Annotated in this window: 18 protein-coding genes; 9 read left to right on the forward strand and 9 right to left on the reverse strand. The window is 70.2% G+C overall.

The genetic code is table 11. From position 1 onward, the window contains the following. Positions 1–71: 71 nt before the first annotated feature. Genes AB3X07_RS07380 through AB3X07_RS07390 form a run of 3 tightly spaced genes read right to left on the reverse strand, consistent with a single transcriptional unit; the run spans position 72 to position 3658 of the window. On the reverse strand, positions 72–1307 hold the full coding sequence (locus AB3X07_RS07380) for a hypothetical protein (protein ID WP_369943779.1): 1236 nt from the start codon (positions 1305–1307) through the stop codon (positions 72–74). After that, a complete protein-coding gene (locus AB3X07_RS07385; RefSeq protein ID WP_369943780.1) occupies positions 1304–1843 on the reverse strand; it encodes a DNA-3-methyladenine glycosylase I in 540 nt (179 codons plus the stop codon). Before AB3X07_RS07385 ends, AB3X07_RS07380 begins: the two co-directional genes overlap by 4 nt. Before the next feature lie 15 nt (positions 1844–1858). Then, complete coding sequence (locus AB3X07_RS07390) at positions 1859–3658, reverse strand: DUF4153 domain-containing protein (RefSeq protein ID WP_369943781.1); 1800 nt, start codon at positions 3656–3658, stop codon at positions 1859–1861. A 107-nt stretch (positions 3659–3765) separates the two neighbouring features. Between AB3X07_RS07390 and AB3X07_RS07395 the strand changes: the two genes are divergently transcribed. From AB3X07_RS07395 to AB3X07_RS07425, 7 genes are all read left to right on the forward strand, one after another. Then, positions 3766–4332 (forward strand): YqgE/AlgH family protein, encoded by a 567-nt coding sequence (locus AB3X07_RS07395; protein WP_369943782.1) that lies wholly within the window; start codon positions 3766–3768, stop codon positions 4330–4332. Then, complete coding sequence (ruvX, locus tag AB3X07_RS07400) at positions 4325–4822, forward strand: Holliday junction resolvase RuvX (protein ID WP_369943783.1); 498 nt, start codon at positions 4325–4327, stop codon at positions 4820–4822. Before AB3X07_RS07395 ends, ruvX begins: the two co-directional genes overlap by 8 nt. Before the next feature lie 19 nt (positions 4823–4841). Continuing rightward, entirely contained in the window at positions 4842–5789 is a 948-nt protein-coding gene (locus AB3X07_RS07405; RefSeq protein WP_369943784.1) for an aspartate carbamoyltransferase catalytic subunit, read from the forward strand. Positions 5790–6045: 256 nt separating this feature from the next. Further along, complete coding sequence (locus AB3X07_RS07410) at positions 6046–8046, forward strand: M1 family metallopeptidase (RefSeq protein WP_369943785.1); 2001 nt, start codon at positions 6046–6048, stop codon at positions 8044–8046. A gap of 473 nt (positions 8047–8519) precedes the next feature. Beyond that, positions 8520–9584, forward strand: a complete 1065-nt coding sequence (locus AB3X07_RS07415; protein WP_369943786.1) for a pectate lyase family protein — start codon at positions 8520–8522, stop codon at positions 9582–9584. A gap of 452 nt (positions 9585–10036) precedes the next feature. Continuing rightward, on the forward strand, positions 10037–12274 hold the full coding sequence (locus tag AB3X07_RS07420; RefSeq protein WP_369943787.1) for a methyl-accepting chemotaxis protein: 2238 nt from the start codon (positions 10037–10039) through the stop codon (positions 12272–12274). Positions 12275–12470: 196 nt separating this feature from the next. Further along, positions 12471–12938 carry a hypothetical protein gene (locus AB3X07_RS07425; RefSeq protein WP_369943788.1) on the forward strand — a complete coding sequence of 156 codons (468 nt, stop codon included), beginning with the start codon at positions 12471–12473 and terminating at the stop codon, positions 12936–12938. Positions 12939–13418: 480 nt separating this feature from the next. Here AB3X07_RS07425 and AB3X07_RS07430 read toward each other — a convergent pair whose 3' ends face one another. After that, positions 13419–13898, reverse strand: coding sequence for a hypothetical protein (locus AB3X07_RS07430; protein ID WP_369943789.1), 480 nt, complete (start codon positions 13896–13898; stop codon positions 13419–13421). A 588-nt stretch (positions 13899–14486) separates the two neighbouring features. On the opposite strand from AB3X07_RS07430, the gene AB3X07_RS07435 reads away from it, so the two are divergent. Continuing rightward, on the forward strand, positions 14487–15872 hold the full coding sequence (locus tag AB3X07_RS07435) for an amino acid permease (RefSeq protein ID WP_369943790.1): 1386 nt from the start codon (positions 14487–14489) through the stop codon (positions 15870–15872). Between the two features lie 155 nt (positions 15873–16027). Here the strand turns inward: AB3X07_RS07435 and AB3X07_RS07440 are convergent, their stop codons facing one another. Then, positions 16028–17290 (reverse strand): arsenic transporter, encoded by a 1263-nt coding sequence (locus tag AB3X07_RS07440; RefSeq protein WP_369943791.1) that lies wholly within the window; start codon positions 17288–17290, stop codon positions 16028–16030. A 102-nt stretch (positions 17291–17392) separates the two neighbouring features. On the opposite strand from AB3X07_RS07440, the gene AB3X07_RS07445 reads away from it, so the two are divergent. Further along, positions 17393–17548 carry a hypothetical protein gene (locus AB3X07_RS07445; RefSeq protein WP_369943792.1) on the forward strand — a complete coding sequence of 52 codons (156 nt, stop codon included), beginning with the start codon at positions 17393–17395 and terminating at the stop codon, positions 17546–17548. A gap of 150 nt (positions 17549–17698) precedes the next feature. Here AB3X07_RS07445 and AB3X07_RS07450 read toward each other — a convergent pair whose 3' ends face one another. From AB3X07_RS07450 to mgtE, 4 genes are all read right to left on the reverse strand, one after another. Beyond that, positions 17699–18148 (reverse strand): hypothetical protein, encoded by a 450-nt coding sequence (locus AB3X07_RS07450; protein ID WP_369943793.1) that lies wholly within the window; start codon positions 18146–18148, stop codon positions 17699–17701. Positions 18149–18542: 394 nt separating this feature from the next. Further along, complete coding sequence (locus AB3X07_RS07455; RefSeq protein WP_369943794.1) at positions 18543–19280, reverse strand: tetratricopeptide repeat protein; 738 nt, start codon at positions 19278–19280, stop codon at positions 18543–18545. Between the two features lie 350 nt (positions 19281–19630). Further along, positions 19631–20449 carry a prolyl oligopeptidase family serine peptidase gene (locus AB3X07_RS07460; RefSeq protein WP_369943795.1) on the reverse strand — a complete coding sequence of 273 codons (819 nt, stop codon included), beginning with the start codon at positions 20447–20449 and terminating at the stop codon, positions 19631–19633. A gap of 225 nt (positions 20450–20674) precedes the next feature. After that, positions 20675–22033 carry a magnesium transporter gene (mgtE, locus tag AB3X07_RS07465; RefSeq protein ID WP_369943796.1) on the reverse strand — a complete coding sequence of 453 codons (1359 nt, stop codon included), beginning with the start codon at positions 22031–22033 and terminating at the stop codon, positions 20675–20677. Between the last annotated feature and the right edge of the window lie 157 nt (positions 22034–22190).

Raw genomic sequence — 22190 nt, forward strand, 5'->3', positions numbered from 1 at the left:
GCGCCGTGCATGGCGTGGCAAGGCCGCGTCGACCGCCGGCGCGACGCAAGGACGAGGTCAGCCGGCGGCGCTCATTCCTGTGTAGGCGTCGCCGCAATCACCGCGACGCCGGCGCGCGCGCGCCTGGACAGCAGCGGCAAGGTCGCCGCCTGCTGGCCGGGCGCGTCGTACAGCCACAGCGCGCAGCAGGCGGCGTAGGAGCTCAGGTAGCTGCTGCGGAAGGCGACGATGCTGGCGCTGTAGCAGCCCGCTCCGTCGCGCAGGCGCAGGTCGGCGACGTAGTCGAAGGTGTAGTGGCCGGCATCGCGCCACGGCCATTGCGCGCGTTCCTCGGGGTCGCCGCTCCCGGCCGGTGCCGGGCAGCGTGCGGTCGGGTCGGGACTGCGTTGCCGGCCCTGCGCGTCGAAGCCGAGGCGTCGCAACTCCCGGTCCGCCGCCGCGCGCAGTTGCGGGTGCCGCGCCAGCCAGCGCGCCGCGTCCTGGTCCTCGGGCGCGGCCTGCGCAGGCGCCGGCGAAGGCGCCAGCGTGTGCCGGTAGCGGTAGCGCACCTGCAGCGCATGCGGGCTGCTGCGCTCGTCGGGCAGCGGCGACAGCGGCCGCGACAGGGTCAGTTTGTCCTGGAAGTAGTCGCCGTCGCGATAGGCCGCATAGCTGCGGCCGTCGATGCGCAGCCAGTACAGCGCCTGGTCGCCGCCGCGGCCGTTGATGCTGAAGACACCCGTCGCCGGCTCCGCTTCGGATGCGGCGTTGGGCGGGGCGAGGAAGCCGTGCGCGGGGTCGCGGCGCAGCACCGCGATCTCGGTGAACAGCCCGGTGCCGCCGACATAGGCACTGTCGAGCAGGTCGCGTTGCCCGTCTTCGTCCAGGTCGAGCAGGGTGTAGCGGTGGTGGCCGTTTTCGGAGACGTCGCGTTGCGCGCTGCCGGCGGCATCCAGGTAGGTGCGCACCGCCTGCCATTCGGCGGCGGTGACGCCGGGCGGCTGCGTGGGCGCCGCCGCCGCGGCGCCGTCCGTGCCCGCCGTGGCGATGTCGAAGCTCACGCCGGTGGTGTCGGCGTGGCGCCGCAGCACCGTGTCGATCGGGGTGGGGTCGGTGGCCGGTGCGGCCTCGATCTCGCGGCGCAACTGTTCCAGGACTTGCGGTAGCGTCGTCGTCCCGGGATCGGCCGCACGCGCTTGCGTCGCGCTTGCGGTGGCCAGCGCGAGCAGCGCTGTCGCCGCCCACGCCGACGGCCATGTCCGTGGCGTCCGCTGCGGTGCCGCGGCGGCCACGCGCGCGCGCGCGGCAGTCGCCGCGGCACGGTTCACGTGCTGCGCATCCACGGCGGATCGAGCCGCGCGATGCGCGCGAACGCCGGGCAGTCGGCGCGGTGCGCGCCCGGCAGGTAGCCCAGGCTCATCAGGAACTCGCCGGTGATCTCGCCGCCGGTGAAACGGAAGGTGCGCTTGAACAGCTTGATCCACTCGGCCTTGGCGCGCGGATGGTGCGCGTCCAGCCAGGCGGCGAAACCGCCATGCGAGGCGCGCATCCGCTGGATCGCCTGCGCATTGTGGATCGCGGCCTGCACCTTGAGCCGGTTGCGGACGATGCCGGCGTCGGCGAGCAGGCGCAGCACGTCGGCTTCGCCGAACGCGGCCACTTTGTCCACGTCGAACCCGGCGTAGGCGGCGCGGAAGCCGGCGCGCTTCTTCAGCATCAGCTCCCAGCTCAACCCGGCCTGGTTGATCTCCAGCACCAGCCGTTCGAACAGCTCGGATTCGGCACGTTGCGGAACGCCGTACTCGGCGTCGTGATAAGGACCATGCAGGGCATGGCCCGGGGCGAAGTCGCAATAGGCGCTCATGCTGGGTGGGTTTCCTTAATCGTCTTGTTCGTCGTCGGGCGTGACTTGCGCGCGCGACGCGTTGGGCAGCGTCAGGTCCGGCCAGCGCCGCGGCGCCAGCTCCAGCTTGCCGGCGCGCAGCGTCTCCAGCAGCGCGTCCTGCTGCTTGCTGCCGCGCGGGAAGAACTGCACGCGCCCCGCGTTGCGCCAGCGGTCCTGCGCGCGTGCGTGGAGACGGCATTGCATGCCATACACCTCCCCGCCGTTGCACAGCAGCGCGTCGTCGCTCCCGTCGCCGTCCAGGTCGCGCAGCAGCACGACGCAGCGGCTGTCTGGCTGACGGCAGTGGCCGTCGTCGACTTGTCCGGCACCCAGGGCCTGCCACCAGGCGGCGCCGGGATCGGCGCTGCCGGCCGCGAGCGCGATGTGCTGACGCAACTGCGCCGGGTCGGCGATGCGCTCGCGTTCGCGCGTTTCGGACGGTTCGCCCCAGCGCTGCGTGCGTTGCAGGACGCGCTGCAGGCGCTCGCCTTGCGCCGGGTCGTCGGCGAACCCCGGCGCGGCGCGCAGCGCCTGCACCGCGCGGTAGCCGCGGCGGCCGCTGTCGAAGCGCAGGTATTCCAGGTCCATCTGCGCGGCCGTGGTGCGGCCATCGGCCAGGCGTTGCAGTTGGTTGCCGACGACGATGCGGTACGGGTCCAGCAACGGCGACGCGCTGGCCAGCGCCAGGCCGATCACCCCCCAGGACATGCCGCGGTTGACCGCGGCCAGCGGGCGCAGCCAGCGCCCGCCCGGCCGCAGCACGGCCCAGGCATAGCCGAACGCGTAGCCGCAGACGACCACCGCCACCAGCACGCCGCCGAAGCGCTCCGCGCTCCAGCCGTACTGGGCGATGCGCAGCCACAGCGCGTACAGCGCCAGCAATGCGTACAGCGGCAGGCTCAGCAGGCCGGCGTCGATCAGCCGCCGCAGCCATTGCGGATAGGGCGGGGTGGCCGCGCCGTCCTGGTACACCGCGTTGACGAACACCACCAGCAGCGCCGCCAGCCAGATCAGGATGGTCGCCGCGGCGCGGGTCTCCCACAATGGCTGCAGCCCCGTGAACGGCAGGCTCAGCGCGAACAGCACCGCCACGAACGCCAGCAGCGGCAGCAGCCCGGTGCAGATCGCGAACAGGATCTGCCGCAGCACCTGCACCGCGCGCTGCTGGGTGCGGCCGATCAGCAGGCCCAGGCCGAACATGGTGCCGGTGGCGAGATAGATGAACGCGGTCTCGCGGAACAGGTCGCGGAAGAAGGTCAGCTTGACCAGCGCGAACAGCGCGCCCCACAGGCTCAGCACCAGCCAGCAGATGCCCACGAACAGCAAGGCCAGGGCCAGGGTCAGCGCGTTCTGCCAGGCGTGTTCGAACAGGTCGCGGTAGGTCGCGCGCCAGGTGCCGTGCTGCAGCCGGCATTGCAGCCACGGCAGCAGCACGAACATGCCCAGCGTGATCGCCGCGCCGAACGGCGTCAGCACCTGGTCGCTGCGCAGGCCCGGCGCGCCGGTGGCGCTCCATGCGGCCCAGGCCGACAGCCCGGTCACCAGCAGCGCCAGCACGATCACGTGCTGCCACAGGCGCAGGTCGTTCAATTGCCGCACCGACAACAGGGTCAGGGTCGGCACGGTCAGCACCAGGGTGTACCAGCAGATCCGGCCGCCCAGCGCCGCGAACGGCCACAGGCCGGCCTCGGCGCCGCGCTGGGCCAGGTACATCAGCGCGCCCTGCAGCAGCGCCACCAGGACGATGAAGGCGCGGGTCTGGCGCGGCAGCGCCGGGTCGGGGGAGGTTTCCATGCGGGACGGCATCCTTGTGAGCGCGGCGGCGCGCGAGCGGGGGCGATTATGGCAGCCCGATCCGGGCCGGCGCAGCGCCGGCCCGGGAGGGACGATAGAATGGGGCCATGTCCGCTTTGCCTACCCCCCTGGCCAACCAGCTGCTGATCGCGCTGCCGGCGCTGTCCGATCCCAACTTCGCGCGCGGTGTGGCCCTGATCTGCCAGCACGACGCCAACGGTGCGATGGGCGTGCTGGTCAACCGCGCCTCCGAATACACGCTCGGCGAGGTGCTGGCGCAGATGGGCATCGACACCATCGACGAGCGCCTGCGCGAACAGGTGGTGCTCAGCGGCGGCCCGGTGCATCCGGAGCGCGGCTTCGTGATCCACGACGGCGAACGCGCCTGGGATTCGAGCCTGGCGTTCGGCGACGGCCTGTTCCTGACCACCTCGCGCGACGTGCTGGAGGCGATGGCGCGCGGCGACGGTCCGCGCAACGCGGTGGTCGCGCTGGGCTGCGCCGGCTGGGGCGCCGGCCAGCTCGAATACGAACTGGGCGAGAACAGCTGGCTGACCGCGCCGGCCGATGCCGAACTACTGTTCGAGCTGCCGCTGGAGCGGCGCTGGCAGACCGCGGCCGGGCGCATCGGCGTGGACCTGTTCCGCCTCACCGACTACAGCGGGCATGCCTGAGTCCGACATTCCCGCGGCCGGCACCGCGCAATCCGCGACGATCCGTCGCGACGGCACCGTGCTCGGCTTCGACGTCGGCCACCGCCGCATCGGCGTGGCCGTCGGCAGCGGCTTCGGCAGCGGCGCGCGCGCCCTGGCCGTGGTCGACGTGCACGCGCAGGGGCCGGACTGGCCGGCGCTGGACCGCCTGCATGCCGAATGGCGCCCGCACGGCCTGGTGGTCGGCGACCCGCTGACCCTCGACGGCGCCGACCAGCCCAACCGCAAGCGCGCGCATGCCTTCGCCCGCGCACTCGGCGCGCGCTACAAGCTGCCGGTGGTGCTGGTGGACGAGCGCTCCAGCTCGGTGGAGGCCGCGCAGCGCTTCGCGGTGGACCGCGCCGAAGGCCGCAAGCGCCGCCGCGATGCCGCCGCGCTGGACGCGGTCGCCGCCGCGGTGATCATCGAACGCTGGCTGGCCGCGCCCGATGACGCCACTCCCATTTCCTGATTCCCTGTCCGGACCCGCCATGACTGACCCGCAACTCGATTCCAACGGGCGCCTGCGCCACCTGCTGACCCTGGAAGGCCTGCCGCGCGCGACCCTGCTGCAACTGCTCGACCGCGCCGGACAGATCCGCGACGCCGCGGTGGGCCGGGTCGGCAAGCGCAACGTGCTGGCCGGCACCGCGGTATGCACGCTGTTCTTCGAACCGTCCACGCGCACCCGCAGCTCGTTCCAGCTGGCCGCGCAGCGGCTGGGCGCGGACGTGCTGAACTTCGATGCCTCCACCTCGTCCACGCGCAAGGGCGAGACCGCGCGCGACACGCTGAAGAACCTGGAAGCGATGGGCGTGCGCGGCTTCGTCGTGCGCCATCCCGAGGACGGCGCGGTCGAGCGCCTGGCCGAAGCGGCCGGCGAGGGCACCGCGCTGATCAACGCCGGCGACGGCCGCAGCGCGCATCCCACCCAGGGCCTGCTCGACATGTTGACCCTGCGCCATGCCAAGGGCGGCGATTTCTCCAAGCTCAAGCTGGTCATCGTCGGCGACGTCAAGCATTCGCGCGTGGCGCGCTCGGACCTGCACGCGCTGCGCACGCTGGGGGCCGGCGAAGTGCGCGTGTGCGGCCCGCAGGCGCTGCTGCCCGACGACGCCACCCTCGACGGTTGCGTGGTCGGCGACGACTTCGACGCGATGCTCGACGGCGTGGATGCGGTGATGATGCTGCGCCTGCAGCGCGAGCGCATGGAGGAGGGGCTGGTGTCCTCGCTGGCGGATTACCACGGCCGTTACGGTCTCACCGCCGAGCGGCTGCGCCGCGCCGCGCCCGGCGCGGTGGTGCTGCATCCGGGGCCGATCAACCGCGGCGTGGAGATCACCGACGAGGTCGCCGACGGTCCGCAGTCCTGCGTCCTGCGCCAGGTCGCCAACGGCGTGGCGGTGCGCATGGCGGTGCTGGAGACGCTGTTGGGCTGAGCCTGGCTCGTGATCGTGACTGAAGGGCGCTTCGGGGAGTGTCCTGTAGGAGCGGCTTCAGCCGCGACAGACTCTACCGGGAACGCCTCGTCGCGGCTGAAGCCGCTCCTACAGAGTTTATTGGGCGAAAGCAGGTCGCTGGAGCTGCACTGACGTCGCTCCGCCACCGACCTGGCGATGTGGGGGCCGACCGGCACATCCGCGCCGCGCCGATTCGGCCTACCATCGGGGGCGATCCTCCCCACGGACGCCCCACATGCTCCATCTCCTGCGCCGCGCCGGCTTCGCCGCGGCTTGCGCTTCCCTCGTCGCATTCGCCCAGGCCAGTGTCGCTGCGCCGGCTGCCACCGCGCCCGCCAGCGGCTACGACCCGCTGGCCCTGTTCGCGCCCCTGCAACTGCCGCAGCCGGCCACCGCCTACCGCAGCGGCGGCGGCGTGCCCGGGCCGCTGTACTGGCAGAACCGCGCCGACTACGCCCTGCGCGCCACCCTCGATCCGGCCACGCGCACGCTCAGCGGCCAGGAAACCATCACCTACGGCAACCGCAGCCCGGACACGCTGGACGTGCTGTGGCTGCAGTTGGACCAGAACATCTACCGTGCCGACGCCCGCGCCCGCGGCGTGCGCGCGGCGCGGACGGACCGTCCGCCGGCACCGTCCAGCGACGGCTACCGCATCGCCAGGGTGGAAGTGGAGCAGGGCGGCAAGCGCGTGCCGGCCACGTTCCTGATCGACGACACACGCATGCGCGTGGACCTGCCGCAGCCGCTGGCCAGCGGCAAGGCGCTGAAGCTGCATCTCGACTACGCCTACACCGTGCCCGGTACCTGGGGCGGCCGCACCGCGGTCACGCCCACCGGCGACGGCGACATCTACGAGATCGCGCAGTGGTATCCGCGCATGGCGGTGTACGACGACCTGCGCGGCTGGGACACGCAGCCCTACCTGGGCTCGGAGTTCTACCTCGAGTACGGCGATTTCGACTACGCGGTGACGGTGCCGTGGAACTACCTGGTGGCCGGTTCCGGCGAACTGGTGAACCCTGCGCAGGTGCTGACCGCCACGCAGCGCCAGCGCCTGGCCCAGGCTGCGGCCAGCGACCGCACGGTGACCATCCGTGGCGTGGACGAAATCGGCGATGCGGCCAGCCGGCCCACCGCCAGCGGCAGCCAGACCTGGCGCTTCCACATGGCGAATACCCGCGACGTGGCCTTCGCCGCCTCGCCGGCGTTCGTCTGGGATGCCGCGCGCATCAACCTGCCCGACGGCAAGCATGCGCTGGCGATGTCGGTGTATCCGCGCGAAGGCGTCGGTGCCGACAAGTGGGACCGCTCCACCCAGTTCGTCAAGGCGTCGATCGAGCACTTCTCGCAGTGGTACCCGTATCCGTGGCCGGTGGCGGTGAACCTCGGCGGCCACGGCGCCGGCATGGAGTATCCGGGCATCGTCTTCGACGACATGCGCGACGGCGGCAAGGAGCTGTTCTGGATCACCGCGCACGAACTGGGCCACGGCTGGTTCCCGATGATCGTCGGCTCCAACGAGCGCCGCGATGCGTTCATGGACGAAGGCTTCAACACCTTCATCGATGTCTACGCCTCCGACGCGATCAACCACGGCGAATTCGCGCCCAAGCGCGACAGCGAATATGCGCCCAAGGGCGGCAATCCGGTCGACGAGATCCTGCCGCTGCTGGCCGATGCGCAGGCGCCGACCCTGCTCGACCGCGCCGATGCCACCAGCGAGCAATACCGGCATCCGCTGACCTACTTCAAGGGCGCCCTGGGCCTGGTGCTGCTGCGCGAGCAGATCCTCGGCCCGGCGCGCTTCGACCCGGCGTTCCGCAAGTACATCGCCACCTGGGCGTACAGGCATCCGACCCCGTCGGACTTCTTCCGGCTGATGGAAAGCGAGTCCGGCGAGGACCTGTCGTGGTGGTGGCGCGGCTGGTACCTCAACAACTGGCAGCTGGACATGGGCGTACGCGCGGCCCGCTATGTCGATCACGACCCCGCCAAGGGCCTGCTGGTGACCCTGCAGAGCCGGCAGAAGCTGGTGATGCCGGCGACCTTGCGCATCGACTTCGCCGACGGCAGCCACCTGGACCAGCGCGTGCCGGTGGAGACCTGGATGCAGCAGGCGCAGCCGCAGCTGCGCGTGCCGAGCACGCAGAAAGTGCTGCACGTGACCCTGGATCCGGAGCACCGGCTGCCCGACGCCGACCGTGGCGACAACGAACTCGACACGGTGAGCTGATTCACGCTGGCGGGCGCGCGGCGCCCGCCGCTCCCCGCCTGGGGCGCCGTGTCCGGCGATGGCGGCCATCGGCGATCGCGCGTCGCCATGCTGCGTGTGCAAATCGTCCGCATCCGGCGGAACGCGCCAATGACGCGCTTGTCCCGGTCACGGCATGGGCGCGTGCGGCGCGCGGCACCGATTCGCAAGGCGGAACGTGGCCCCGCGCGGCGGTCGGCCAGGTTGCGCACGCGTCGAGACGGCCTGCGCGCGCGCCTGTCCGCGGCTGTCGTTGTCTGTCTCCGCGTGTCCGTTCGTGTCCGCTTCGGATGTCCCGCGCGCCGATCGGAGGCGCCGATCTAGCTTCCGCATGCGGGCGATTGCGCAGGCGCCGGCGGCGGCGAAGACTGCGCGCGGCCCCCACGCCCCGTGCCGTCGCTCGCCGCTTTCGCGTCGCGCGGCATGCACTCCATGCTGCTAGATGGGAGAGTCCGATGAACATCCAACCGCTCACGCGCGCGCTCGCGCTGGTCCTGCTGTCCTGCGCCGCGCCGGCCATCGCCGGTCCGGTCGGCTACGGCGCCGCCACCACCGGCGGCGGCAACGCCGTTCCGGTCAATGTCGCCACGCTGGAGGCGATGCAGGCCGCCATCGACGGCTACGCAGGCAGCGGCGGCCTGGTGCTGAACTACACCGGCCAGTTCGACTTCGCCAGCATCGGCAACGTCTGCGCGCAGTGGCAGTTGCCGGCCAAGACCGTGCAGATCAAGAACAAGAGCAACATCACCATCAAGGGTGCCAACGGCTCCTCGGCCAATTTCGGCCTGCGCGTGGTCGGCAACGCGCACAACGTGGTCATCCGCAACATGACCATCGGCCTGCTGCCGGGCGGCGAGGACGCCGATTCGATCTCGCTGGAGGGCAATTCCAGCGGCGCGCCGTCCAACATCTGGATCGACCACAACACGATCTTCGCGTCGCTGACCAAGTGCCCCGGCGCCGGCGACGCGTCCTTCGATGGCGGCATCGACATGAAGAAGGGCGTGCATCATGTCACCGTCTCCTACAACTACATCCACGATTACCAGAAGGTCGCGCTCAACGGCTACAGCGACAACGACACGCAGAACGCCGCCGCGCGCACCACCTACCACCACAACCGCTTCGAGAACGTGGAATCGCGGCTGCCGTTGCAGCGCCGCGGCCTGAGCCACATCTACAACAACTACTTCAACAACGTCCTCACCTCCGGCATCAACGTGCGCATGGGCGGGGTGGCGTTGATCGAGGCCAATTACTTCGAGAACGCGAAGAATCCGGTCACCTCGCGCGACAGCAGCGCCATCGGCTACTGGGACCTGATCAACAACTACGTCGGCGGCGGCATCACCTGGAGCGTGCCCGACAGCACCAGCAAGCCCTACGCCAACGCCACCACCTGGATCTCATCGAAGACCTTCCCCGAGCCGCTGGGCTACGTGTACACCGCCATGCCCGCGGCGCAGGTCAAGGCCAAGGTGATCGCCACGGCCGGGGCGGGGACCAACCTGGCCGAATGAGGCACGCCGCCTCCGCGCCCGATGGCGCGGAGGCGGTCACCGGTGGTGGCCGCAAGATATGCCGTTTGCCGCATATCAGCCGTAGTGGCAACTGCAGCCGCGCCCGCGACCGCCTGGAGCGAGCCCGCGTCAGCAACGATTGAAAATGGTGCTATTTCACGCAAAATTCACCTGTATGTCGCAATCGGGTGAACATGGCGCATGACGCGCACGCGCCGCTCACAATGTTGAGCAAATTCAAAAACTGTGCGCAGTTGCGCATCAAGAATCGCAGGCGACCGCCGTTACCTACTACGAGTACCCGCACGGGACATCCCGGGTGCGGTCGGTGCTGGAAGTGCCTTCCCCTTCTTCTCCGTCGCATCGCGTCCAGGCCGTTGGCTTGAGGGTGTCCTGCGCGATCCAGGTCGTGGCGGGGCTCATCTCCTTCTCCCAATTGGTGCCCCCCCCTCATGATCGGATTCCTTCAGCGCTACAACGTCGGGACGCGGCTCGCGTCCGCCTTCAGCGTCCTCATCCTGCTGTCCTGTGGCCTCGTGGTCGCTGGCCTGCTGACGTTGAAACAGGCGCGCGACATGATGGATACCATCGTCAATCGGCGCATGCAGATCCTCGATTACACCGGCGAGATGCGCAACGCCAGCGCGCTGATCGCGATCAATCTGCGCAACATCGTGCTGCCGACCACGCAGGAACAAAACGCGGGCTTCGCCAGGATCGTCGAGGAGCAGCGCCGCTACTACGACCAGGTCCACGACAAGCTCTATGCGATTCCGGTCACCGACGCCACCGGCGCGCAGATGCGCAAGCAGATCGACGACGCCTACCAGCGCACCCGCGCGGCCAACCAGCAGGTGCTGGACCTGGGCATGGCCAACAAGGCCGACGAGGCGCTGAAGGTGATGCTGGGCCAGGCCGCGCCGGCCAACCTGCACTGGCAGGAGGCGATCGCCACCTACGCCGACCGGCAACGCCAGCGCGGCGCCGAGGCCTATGCCAGCGCCAACGTGGCGATGGACCGCGGCCGCGGCCTGCTGGTGGCCGGCGGCGTCATCGTGGTCTTCGTCAGCGGCCTGCTCGCCTGGTTGATCACCCGTAGTCTGACCGTGCCCCTGAACCGCGCCACCCGCGTGGCCGAAGCCATCGCCAGCGGCAAGCTCGACAACGACGTTCGGACCGACGCCCGCGACGAGACCGGGCGCCTGCTGATCGCGATGCAGGGCATGCAGCAGCAGGTCGGCCGCCTGATCGACGCGCAGTTGGAGATGGCCAGGCGCCACGATGCCGGCGAAGTCAGTCATCGCATTGACGCGCAGGCCTTCCCCGGCGACTACGGGCGCATGGCGGCCGAGACCAATGCGCTGGTGGCATCGCACCTGGCGGTGAAGACGCGCCTGGCGCAGATCATGGGCCGCTATGCGATCGGCGACCTGTCGCAGGACATGGATCGTCTGCCGGGCGAGGAAGCGGTGTTGAGCCTGACCATGGACGAGGTCAAGGCCAATCTGTCGGCGATGAACGGGCAGATCAAGCAACTGGCGACGTCGGCCGCCGCCGGCGACTTCAGCGCGCGCGGCGATGCCGCCCGGTTCCAGTTCGACTTCCGGGTCATGGTGGAGAGCCTCAACCAGCTGATGGCCACCGCCGACGGCAATCTGCAGTCCCTGTCGGCGTTGCTGCGCTCGATCGCCGACGGCGACCTGACCGTGCGCATGCACGGCCAGTTCCATGGCGTGTTCGCGCAAATGCGCGACGACGCCAACGCCACCGCCGAGCAACTGGCGCAGATCGTCGGCCGGATCAAGGACTCGGCGGTATCGATCAACGCCGCGGCCAGCGAGATCGCCACCGGCAACGACGACCTGTCGCGGCGCACCGAGCAGCAGGCGGCCAGCCTGGAGGAAACCGCCGCCTCGATGGAGGAACTGACCTCCACGGTCAAGCAGAACGCCGAACATGCGCGGCAGGCCAACCAGCTCGCGGCTGGCGCGGCTGCGGTCGCCTCGGAAGGCGGCGAGGTGGTCGGCCAGGTCGTGGACACGATGAGCGGGATCGAGGCCGCGTCGAAGAAGATCGCCGACATCATCTCTGTGATCGACGGTATCGCCTTCCAGACCAATATCCTGGCCTTGAATGCGGCCGTGGAAGCGGCGCGCGCCGGCGAGCAGGGCCGCGGCTTCGCCGTGGTCGCCTCGGAAGTGCGCACCCTGGCGCAGCGTTCGGCCAGCGCGGCCAAGGAGATCAAGGCGTTGATCGACGATTCGGTCGGCCGTGTCGCCGCGGGCTCGGTGCTGGTCGGCCAGGCCGGCAAGACCATGCAGGAGATCGTGGCCTCGGTGCAGCGCGTCACCGACATCATGAGCGAGATCTCGGCGGCGTCGCAGGAGCAGTACGCCGGCATCGAGCAGGTCAACCAGACCGTCACCCAGATGGACGAGGCCACCCAGCAGAACGCCGCGCTGGTGGAAGAGGCCAGCGCCGCGGCGCGCGCGATGGAACAGCAGGCGACCGAGCTGACGCAGGCGGTGGCCGTGTTCAAGCTGGAGGACGGCGTAGCCCCCGCGCGGGTGGCGCAGGCCATCGCCGCGGTGGCGCCGCCGCGGGCGCGGGCACGTCCTGCCGCACCGGCGCAGGCGCCGCGCCCGCGCGCGGTCGCGCTGGCTAGCGACAAGGACTGGGCCGAGTTCTGAGCGGCTTGCCGCGGGTCGCCGTCCTCTTGCGGGAGGGCGGCGAACCCGTGTGGAACAGGACGGTCGGCGGCCGGCGCGCGTCGTGCCGTAGACGCCGCCTGTCAGGGTGCCTTGCAAGGCCTTGTTGGCGGCGCGATGTTGAGCGCCGTGCCGCCGTATTACAGAATGCGGCATCGACGACGGCAGGAGCCACCCCATGTCCAATTCCATTGCCCCAGTGCGACGTGCATCGGTCCACGTCGTCGGCGGCACGCGCCCGAGCGGGCGAGCGCCGTGGGTCCGCCGTCTCGGCCTGCTGGCCACCGCGTGCGCCAGCCTCGTCGGCTGCGCGATGGCCGATGCGCCGCTGTCCAGGGAGCAGTTCGCCAGCCGGATCGCCACGCTGCTGGAGGGCCGCGATGCGGTGGAGGTGCCCGCGTCGGCGCTGACCGCGTTTGCGTGGCAGCGTCTTTGCTTCGAGCGTGGCGACGCGCTCCTGCTGACCTTCAGCGGCGATGGCAAGACGCGCGTGCTGGCGTTGCCCTACACCCAGTTTTTTGTCGACGAGGGCCACGTGCAGGGATCGCTGGAGGATGCCTGTGTCGCGCCCGGCGACAGGATCCTGGTCAAGAAGAAGTATCCGGGCCATGCCGGTCCGGTCGAGTTCCAGAAACCCGGGCCATGAGCGCCGAGACGGCCTGCGCTGCCGCGCGTTGCTGAAGCACCGTTTCCTTGAGGCCAGCCTGGTTGGCAGGCGCCGCGGCGGTGCGACCGACCGATTGTGCATGGTCCTTGCGCATGTCATGCAGCACGATGGCCGGGCTGGGGATGCGCCGGTCAATATCGAGCGTACATATCGTGCTTGCAGCGCGACGCTGCGCGCTCATGCGCGTATCGCGTGCGTCGATTGCGCTGGGCGGCATCGCTGTCTGGCAGCATGCATCCGCGTTGCTTGCGCGGCAGCCCAGGGGTTCCAGATGTTGGCGTCATCGGCTCGTGCCGGCGAGGGCGTGCGGTGCATGGCGTTTGCGGATGGCGTTCCGATGCCCGATTTGCGTTGTAGCGCACGCCGTCTTCCCACTGCCGTGCGATGACGTCGCGGCACCAGCGCGCAAAAAGAAACGCCGCGGCCGACGTCGGCCGCGGCGTTGCTAGCCGGATGCGATCATTCCTGCGGGATGGACGAATTGCGCGGGATCACGTACGAGGTGATGTACTCGCCGTTGGAGCCGTAGATCACGACGATGGTGGTCTTGGCGTCCTGATAGACCACGGTGGCGCTGCACGGGCAGCTCGCGGCGGCGGTGACCATGCCGAGCGGGCGGTCCTTGTCGTCGTTGACCGCGATCAGTTGCGACTCGGCGGCCGAGCCGATCGGCAGACGCGATTCGGTGCCCGGGGTGATCGACACCACCGTGATCACCTCGTCCTTCGCCGAGTTGATCTGCGCGAACTTGAGCCCGGACTTCTCGAACGTGTAGACCTTGAACAGGGGCGACAGGCTGACGTTCTTCTTGCCGGCCGGGATGCGGTCGCCCAGGCCCTGGACGACATCGTTCGCTTGAAGCTTCTGCCCGGCGGCCTGGGTTTGCCCCGCGGTGAAGGCGGCGGCCAGCACGGCCAGGGTCAACAGGGGTTTGAACATGGGTCTTTCTCCTTGTCTGATGCAGCGGACCGTTGCGTCGGGGCCGCGCGGCGCCGTGGTCCTTTCCGGCAGGCCGCTCGGTGCAGGCCGTCTCCAGGCCTGTCATCACGCGTACGGGCGGGAACCTGGCGAAACGACCGTGGCAGCGCATTGGCGGCGGCGACCCGGTCGTCGAGGCGGGGCTTCCAACTCGACACATGTTCAGTATTTCTGACGTTATTATCGCTGTCAATCAAGAAAATCAATGACATGCGATTGTCTACAGCGCAATCGAAGGTTTTGTATCTCCGTACCTCGCTGCGCAGCCGGCGGACCACGTGCCGCGTACGGCGTGCGGATGGGAAACGCGACCGCGTGCAGCGCCACGGCCGCCATGCCGTCCGAACGGTGGCGTCGCGCCGACGCGTGTCACTGGTTTCGTGGGGAGGTGCGGCCGTGCGCATCCTTGCGAGGCCGCGCCCGCGGCACGCGCGGCGGGCGCGTGCCGCCAGGCCAGAGCGCCGGCCCGATCGCCGCGTTCGGGCCTGGGCGAGCACGCCGCGACCGCGACGCGGTATCGTGTCCGGATTCCTTTCAGCGACCAGCCCGATGCCGCATCCGTCCACGTCTTCCGGTTCCGCCGCCACTTCCGCCACGCCCGCGCTGAGCCACGCGCTGAAGCCGCGGCAGCTGATCATGATGGGCCTGGGCAGCGCGATCGGCGCCGGCCTGTTCCTGGGCTCGGGCGTGGGCGTGCACGCCGCCGGACCGGCGGTGCTGATCTCCTATCTGGTCGCAGGCGCCTTGGTGATCATCGTGATGAACGCGTTGGGCGAGATGGCCGCGGCCAAGCCGGCCAGTGGCGCGTTCTCGGTGTACGCGGCCGATGCGATGGGCGCCACCGCCGGGGCCACGGTGGGCTGGCTGTGGTGGCTGCAATTGGTGATCGTGATCGCCGCCGAGGCGGTGGGCGCGGCCGGTCTGCTGGCCACGGTCTGGCCGGCGTTGCCGGTGCCGCTGGTCGCGGTGGTGTTCATGGCCGCGTTCACCGCGATCAACCTGCTGGGCGTGCGCAATTTCGGCGAGTTCGAATTCTGGTTCGCGATCCTCAAGGTGGTGGCGATCCTCGCCTTCATCCTGGTCGGCGTGGCGCTGCTGGCCGGCTGGCTGCCGAACGTGGCGTCGCCCGGTTGGTCCAACGTCACCGGCAACGGCGGCTTCGCGCCGAAGGGATTGGCCGGCATCGGCGCGGCGCTGCTGGTGGTGGTGTTCGCCTTCGGCGGCACCGAGATCGTGGCGGTGGCCGCGGCCGAGACCGCCGATCCGGAGCGCAGCATCGCCCGCGCGATCCGCACCGTGGCCTGGCGCATCCTGGTGTTCTACATCGGCTCGCTGAGCGTGATCATCGCGGTGGTGCCGTGGCAGAGCGAGGCGCTGAGTTCGCCGTTCGCCGCGGTGCTGCAGGCGGCGCGGATTCCCGGCGCGGCCACCGGCATCACCCTGATCGCGGTGATCGCGCTGCTGTCGGCGCTCAACGCGAATCTGTACGGTGCCTCGCGGATGATCTTCTCGCTGGCGCAGCGCGGCGAGGCGCCGCGCGCGCTGGCCGCCACCAACGGCCGCCAGGTGCCGCTGCTGGCGGTGCTGGCGAGCGTGCTGTTCGGCTTCGTCGCCGCGGTGCTGGAACTGCTCTACCCGAATCGGGTGCTGCCGGTGCTGCTGAACATCGTCGGCGCCACCTGCCTGCTGGTGTGGACCATCTCGCTGCTGTCGCAGTTGATCCTGCGCCGGCGCGCCGACCGCGCTGGTATCCGCCTGCCGTTCCGCATGCGTGGCTTTCCGGTGCTGACCCTGCTGGCGCTGGCGATCCTGGCGCTGATCTTCGGCCTGCTGGTGGCCTCGCCCGCCACCCGCGCGCAATTCCTGTCGATGGCCGCGCTGACCGCCGCGATCGCGCTGATCAGCGGCGTGGCGAGGCGGCTGCGCACGCGGTAGGGCAGCCGCGCCTCCCTGTAGGAGCGGCTTCAGCCGCGACAGGATGCCGGCCACTGCGCGGACGGCTTGAGGTGCGCTGCGTTTTTGCGGGAACGGAGAGCAATGGGCTTGCGTTCGTCGCGGCTGAAGCCGCTCCTACAGAAGAGCGGCGGCCCTCAGCCCAGCAGCAACCGCGCGCCCAGCGCGCACAGCAGCGCCGGTGGCATCACCAGCGCGCCGACTTTCAGGAAGCGCCAGAAACCCACGTCCTCGCCTTCGCGGCGGATCGCGGTCAGCCACAGGATGGTCGCCAGCGAGCCGGTGATCGACAGGTTCGGCCCCAGGTCCACGCCGATCAGCAACGCATCGACCACCAGTTGCGGCGGGTGCGCCTGGGCGATGGTGGTGCTGGCGATCAAGCCGGCCGGCAGGTTGTTCATCAGGTTGGAGGCGAACGCCAGCAGCGTGCCGGCGATGCCGGCGGTGGCCTGCGGCGAGTGCGCGGCGGCGTCGGCCAGGGTGCGCGCGAGCAGGCCGATCACTCCGGTGCGCGACAGCGCTTCCACCAGCACGAACAGCCCGGCTACCAGCGGCAGCACCGCCCACGAGACCGCCCGCGCCAGCGGCAGCGGCGATTGCCGCCCGCCCAGGCAGACCGCGGCCAGCGTGGCCAGGCCGGCCAGGCAGGTGGGCAAACCCAGTTCCAGGCCCAGCGCCGAGACGCCGACCAGCAGCGCCGCGGTGGCCAGGATCCCGGCCAGCGCGAACGCGCCGCCGCGGCCGAGCGGCACCGTGTCCACGCGGTCGGCGCAGCGCCCGCGCAGGTCCTTGCGCTCGGCCCAGTACAGCATGCCGAAGGTGACGCCGATCGCCAGCAGCGACGGCAGTGCGAACGCGGCCATCCAGGCGCCCAGCGTCGGCATGGTGCCGCCGTACAGCACCAGGTTGGCGGGGTTGGAGATCGGCAGCACGAAGCTGGCGGCGTTGGCGATCAGCGCGCAGGCGAACAGCAGCGGCAGCGGCTTGGCCCCGGCCTTGCGCGCGGCGGCGTACACCGCCGGGGTCAGCACCACCGCGGTGGCGTCGTTGGACAGGAACGCGGTGACCACGATGCCGACGCCGAACACCAGCGCGAACAGGCGCCGCGGCGAGCCCTTGGCCAGGTTCACCGCGTGCATCGCCACCCAGTCGAACAGGCCTTCGGCGCGCGCGGTTTCCGACAGCAGCATCATCCCGATCAGGAACAGATAGACGTCGTAGCCCTTCAGTACCGCATGCCAGGCGTCGGCGCCGGGCATCAGCCCGAGCAGCATCAGCAGCGCGGCGCCGAGCACCGCCCACAACGCCTCCGGCAGCTTGAACGGCCGCGCGATCACGCCGGCGGTGGCCAGCGCGCAGATGCTCCAGGTGGCGAGGTTCGCCGCGTGTCCGCTCAGCATGGCCAGGCCGCCGCCACGCTCGGGCAGGGCGCACCGCGCCGTTGGCGGCGACGGCGGAGGAGGGGAGTGCGGTCCGCGGCGGGCGCGTGGGAAAGGAAGGGCATGGCGGCGATTGGCGGGCGCGGGCGGGAAAAATCGGCCGGCAAGGATAACAAGCCGGTCGTCGCCGACTCGCACGGCGGCGCGATCGTTCAGCGGGTGGAGAGCCGCGGTTCGGCACCGGGACAGGCGGCGCCGAATCTGGATCGGCCGGCGTGAAAGCAGGGACGAGGCCTGCGTGCAACACGGCGGGTGTCGGGGTTGCACGCTCTTCTCTGGTCGCCGACCGCCGACCGCCGACCGCCGACCGCCAACCGCCAACCGCCAACCGCCAACCGCCAATCCCCAATCCCCAATCCCCAATCCCCGCTACACGACGTTGCGCTCGATCCAGTCCAGCAAAAAGTCGCTCAGCCCTTGCTTGCCCGGCGGCGAAAGCCCCGCGCTGCGCGCGAAGCCCACCGCTGCCTGGGCGAGTTCCTGCTTCGCGCGCCGCAACGCCTGCTGCGCCGCGGCCTGCTGCTGGCGCAACTGCACCAGGTGCAGCGGCGGCCGTCCCGGCGGCGCGAACTTCTGGTCGCGGCGCAGCGCATCGGCCGACAGCGTGGTCGCGTGCGTGGCCTGCAGCAGTGCCTGCCGGGCCAGCAGCAACTGCAGCAGCCAGTGCCCGGTGTCGCTGAGCCGCCATGGCGCCGCCGGATCCGAGGTGGCGACCAGCAGCGGCGGGATCGCGGCATCGGTGCGCAGCGCCACCGTCGGGTCGAGGCTGCGCAGCCGTTCGACGAATGCGGCCTGGGGAAAGGAGGGAAGGGTCGCCATGCTCGGCCTTCGCAAGAAACCGCGGACTTTACGGGTTTTGCCGATACAGGTGTACGCGCGGCCTCGCCGAGAGCGTAGCGCCTGTGCGAGCGCGTCGCGCCGATCGCGGGGCACAGCGTGGAAGCAGGAAGAAGACGATTGAGCACCGCCATGCGGCCGCCCAGTTTGGCCGGCGCTCCTGCGGCGTCTCGCGGGCGCAGTCTGACGAGGCTTCCTCGATCTGCGCCTGCAGGGCACCTCCGACAGCCCGCTTTCGCCACAATCAAGTCAGATGCGGTTTGCCCTGTAGGAGCGGCTTTAGCCGCGACGAGGCGTTCCCGGTAAAGCCTGTCGCGGCTGATGCCGCTCCTACAGGACGCTTTCCGAAGCGATTAGAGGTGCCCTGTAGCCGCGGTCACTCGCGCGCCGATTGCAGGCGGTCGAGGTACTCCAGTTCGTTCAGCGCGACGGCATTGCCCGGTTCGACTTCAAGGGAGCGCTTCAGGCTCGCGCGGGCGCCGTCCAGGTCCTGCAGGTCGATCAAGACCACGCCGATGCCGCGCAACGCCATCGCCTGCGCCGGGCGCGCCTTCGGAAAGGTTTCGCTCAACGCCAACGCCTGCCGGTAGCTGGATAGCGCCTCGTCCAGCCGCTGCATGCCGCGCAGGACGTAGCCGCGCTCGATGTAGGCCGGCGCCAGGTATGGCCCGATCGCCACCGCCTGGTCCAGCCAGTCCAGCGCCTGTGGCCATTGCTGCCGCGCCGCGGCCGCGTAGCCGCGCATCTGCAGCGCCTGGGCGCAGCTGATGTCGATCCACTCGGTGGGCTGGCCATCGGCGTGCGCAGCGAGAAACGCTTCATATTCGCGCACGTCGGCGACGCTGACCGCGCGCAGGCCGGGGCGTTGCTGGCCGCGGCAATAGGCGACGACGCGGTCCAGCAGCGCGATATCGGCGTCGTCGAGCGCGTCCAGGCGCGCTTGCAGCGCGCCCAGTTCCTTGCGGTACTCGGCGCCGGGCCGCGGTGCCGCCTCCGTGTTCAAGTGGGTGCTGACCTGTGCCGGCGCGGTGTGCGCGCCGCTGGCCAGCAGCGCCGCGATGGCGAACCGCCATGCCCAGCGTGTCCTGCGTGTCCGTCCTTGCGTGCCGTGCATGCGTCCTCCCGACGCGATGGCGTGGCGCATCATCGCCGCGGCACCCTGCGGCTTGTCAAGTGCGTCGCGCCGTCAGCGCCGCGCAGTGCGAAGGCGTGCCGCGCCGGTTTGCCGCGCGTCCATCGCGCAAGTCGCATCGCCCAGCGGCTGCTGCCGTCCTCGTTGGCATCATGCCGTCGACAGCGGTGCCCGCGGCATGCTGCCGCCGGGTTACACATGCGCGTCGATGCGCAGCCAGCGCACCGCCCTGCCATGGCCGAAGCGTCATCGGGGCGTCCGCGACCGGATCGCGACCTGGCCGTGCGCCGCCGGTCGCGACGCTTGGCGGCCGCGTGCGCCGCGCCGGTGGCTCAGTTGCCGGCGGCGGTCTCCGTGTCCGTGTCGCTGCGCTTCTGCGCGAACAGCCACTGCCACATCTTCGGGTCGCGGTAGGTGGCGTCCCAGGCATTGTGGTTGCCTTGCGGGTACTCGGTGTAGCGCACGTCGGCGTCGAGGTTCTTGAACGCGCGATAGATCTTGCGGTCGTCGTGCGGCAGCACCACGTCGTCCTGCGCGCCGTGGAAGATCCAGACCGGAATCCGCCGCAGGCGTTCGGCCAGCGCGGTGTAGGGATCGGCCAGGGTCGCCACCGGGGTGACCACCAGGTATTCGCGGTCCTCGTGCGGGGACAGGATCGCGCCGCACACCGGCACCAGCGCGGCGAAACGCTGCGGTTGCTGCAGGGCGATCTCCCAGGTGCCGTAGCCGCCCATCGACATGCCGGTCAGATAGGTGCGCTGCGGATCGCCGTTGAATTCGGCGCTGGCCGCGTCCAGCGCCTGCAGCGCCATGGTCGCGTTGACTCCATTCCATTCCTGCTCGTCCGGTACCTGCGGCATCACCACCAGCGCCGGGAAATCGGCCAGGTGGCGGCGTAGGTAGGGGCCGAGACCTGAATCGGCCTGCTGCTTGCCGTCGCTGCCGCGCTCGCCCGACCCATGCAGGAACAGCACCACCGGCAGCGGCCCCTGGCGCTGCGCCGGAGCCGGCACGAAGACCTGGTAGCGGTAGACGCGCCCGTCGAGGGTGAGCTGGCGGCTGACGAAGTGGCCGGTGGCCGGGTCGCTGGGCAAGCTGCTGCATCCGACCATCGACAGGCACAGCAGAAGCAGCAACGAACGCATCGACATGGCCGGCCCTCGGATGGGAAGGCCGCAGTATCGTGGCCTGGGCGTCTCCCCGACAACCCGGGCAGGGGCGACGGACATGCGCCAGTCAGCCGGCGGGCGAGGCGTCGGCTGGCGCGGCGTACCTGCCGTGCAAGCAGCGGATGGCGGCGCCGGGTGCGTGAGGATGGCCGTTGTGGCCGCGCGTGGTGGGTCGGCGGGAACCGCGCCCGCCGCACCGACGCGTCCTTACAGCAGCACCAGCGTGGCCAGGCCGAGGAAGCTCAGGAAGCCCATCACGTCGGTCAGCGTGGTCAGGATCACCCCGCCGGCCAGCGCTGGATCGAAGCCCAGGCGCTTGAGCGTCAGCGGCACCAGCACGCCGCCCAGCGCGGCGGTGAGCAGGTTGATGGTCAGCGCCGAGCCGATCACCAGCGACAGCAGCGGCTGGTGGAACCACAGCAGCACGATCAGGCCCAGGCCGATGCCCAGCGCCAGGCCGTTGATCAGCGCCACCGCCAGCTCCTTGCGCAGCAGCACGGTGAAGTTGGAGGCGCCGATCTGACCCAGCGCCAGGCCGCGCACCATCAGTGCCAGCACCTGGGTGCCGGCGTTGCCGCCCATGCCGGCCACGATCGGCATCAGCGCCGCCAGCGCCACTAGCTTGGAGATGGTGCCCTCGAACTGGCTGACCACGCTGGAGGCGATGAAGGCGGTGCCGAGGTTGATGGTCAGCCACAGCAGGCGGCGCCGGAACGCGCGCCGCACCGGGCTGAACATGTCCTCGTCCTCGTCCAGGCCGGCGGCGCTGAACGCCTGGTGCTCGGCCTGGTCGCGGATGATGTCGACCACGTCGTCGATGGTGATGCGGCCGAGCAGGATGTTGTTGTCGTCCACCACCGGCGCGGAGATCCAGTCGTGGTCGGAGAACTGGCGCGCGACCTCGTCGGCGCCTTCGCCCACGTCGATGGCCGGCTGTTCGTCGTCGATCAGCCGGTTGATCGGGGTGGAGTCCTCGTGGGTGACTAGCGACGCCAGCGACACCCGGCCCAGGTACTGGTGGCGGCGACTGACCACGAACAGGTGGTCGGTGTGGTCGGGCAACTCGCCGCGCAGGCGCAGGTAGCGCAGCACCACGTCGACATTGACGTCGGCGCGCACGGTGACCACGTCCGGATTCATCAGGCGCCCGGCGCTATCCTCGGGATAGGACAGCACCTGCTCCAGGCGCTCGCGGTTCTCGCGGTCCATCGACTTGAGGACTTCGTCGATGACCGTGTCGGGCAGATCCTCGACCAGGTTGGCGAGGTCGTCGATGTCCAGATCTTCGACCGCGGCGACGATTTCGTCCGGGTCCATGTCCGCGAGCAGGCTCTCGCGCACTTCCTCGCCGACGTGCAGCAGCACCTCGCCGTCGTCCTCCGGATCGACCAGCCCCCACACCACCTCGCGCTTGCCGGGCGGCAGCGACTCCAGCAGGTTGCCGATCTCGGCCGGCGCCAGCGTGTTGACCAGCCGCCGCACCGGGCCCAGGCGCCCGCTGTCCAGCGCATCGGACAGCATGCGCAGCTGCCGCGCGGTCTTGTCGTGGCGGACGGCGTCGGCCATGCGCTGCTCCCTTGAGGTGAGGCCGCGCTCCGGAGACACGCGGTCGGTCAGATGTTCATCGCGACATTATCGCTTGCATGTTGCGGGAAGCACAGCGTCCGTTGGCTGACTTGACTGGCGTCAGGATTTCGCGAGTGAGAGATGCGGGCCATTTCGC

Origin of the sequence: Xanthomonas sp. DAR 35659, from assembly GCF_041242975.1 — a bacterium.
GTDB classification, from domain to species: Bacteria; Pseudomonadota; Gammaproteobacteria; order Xanthomonadales; family Xanthomonadaceae; genus Xanthomonas_A; species Xanthomonas_A medicagonis.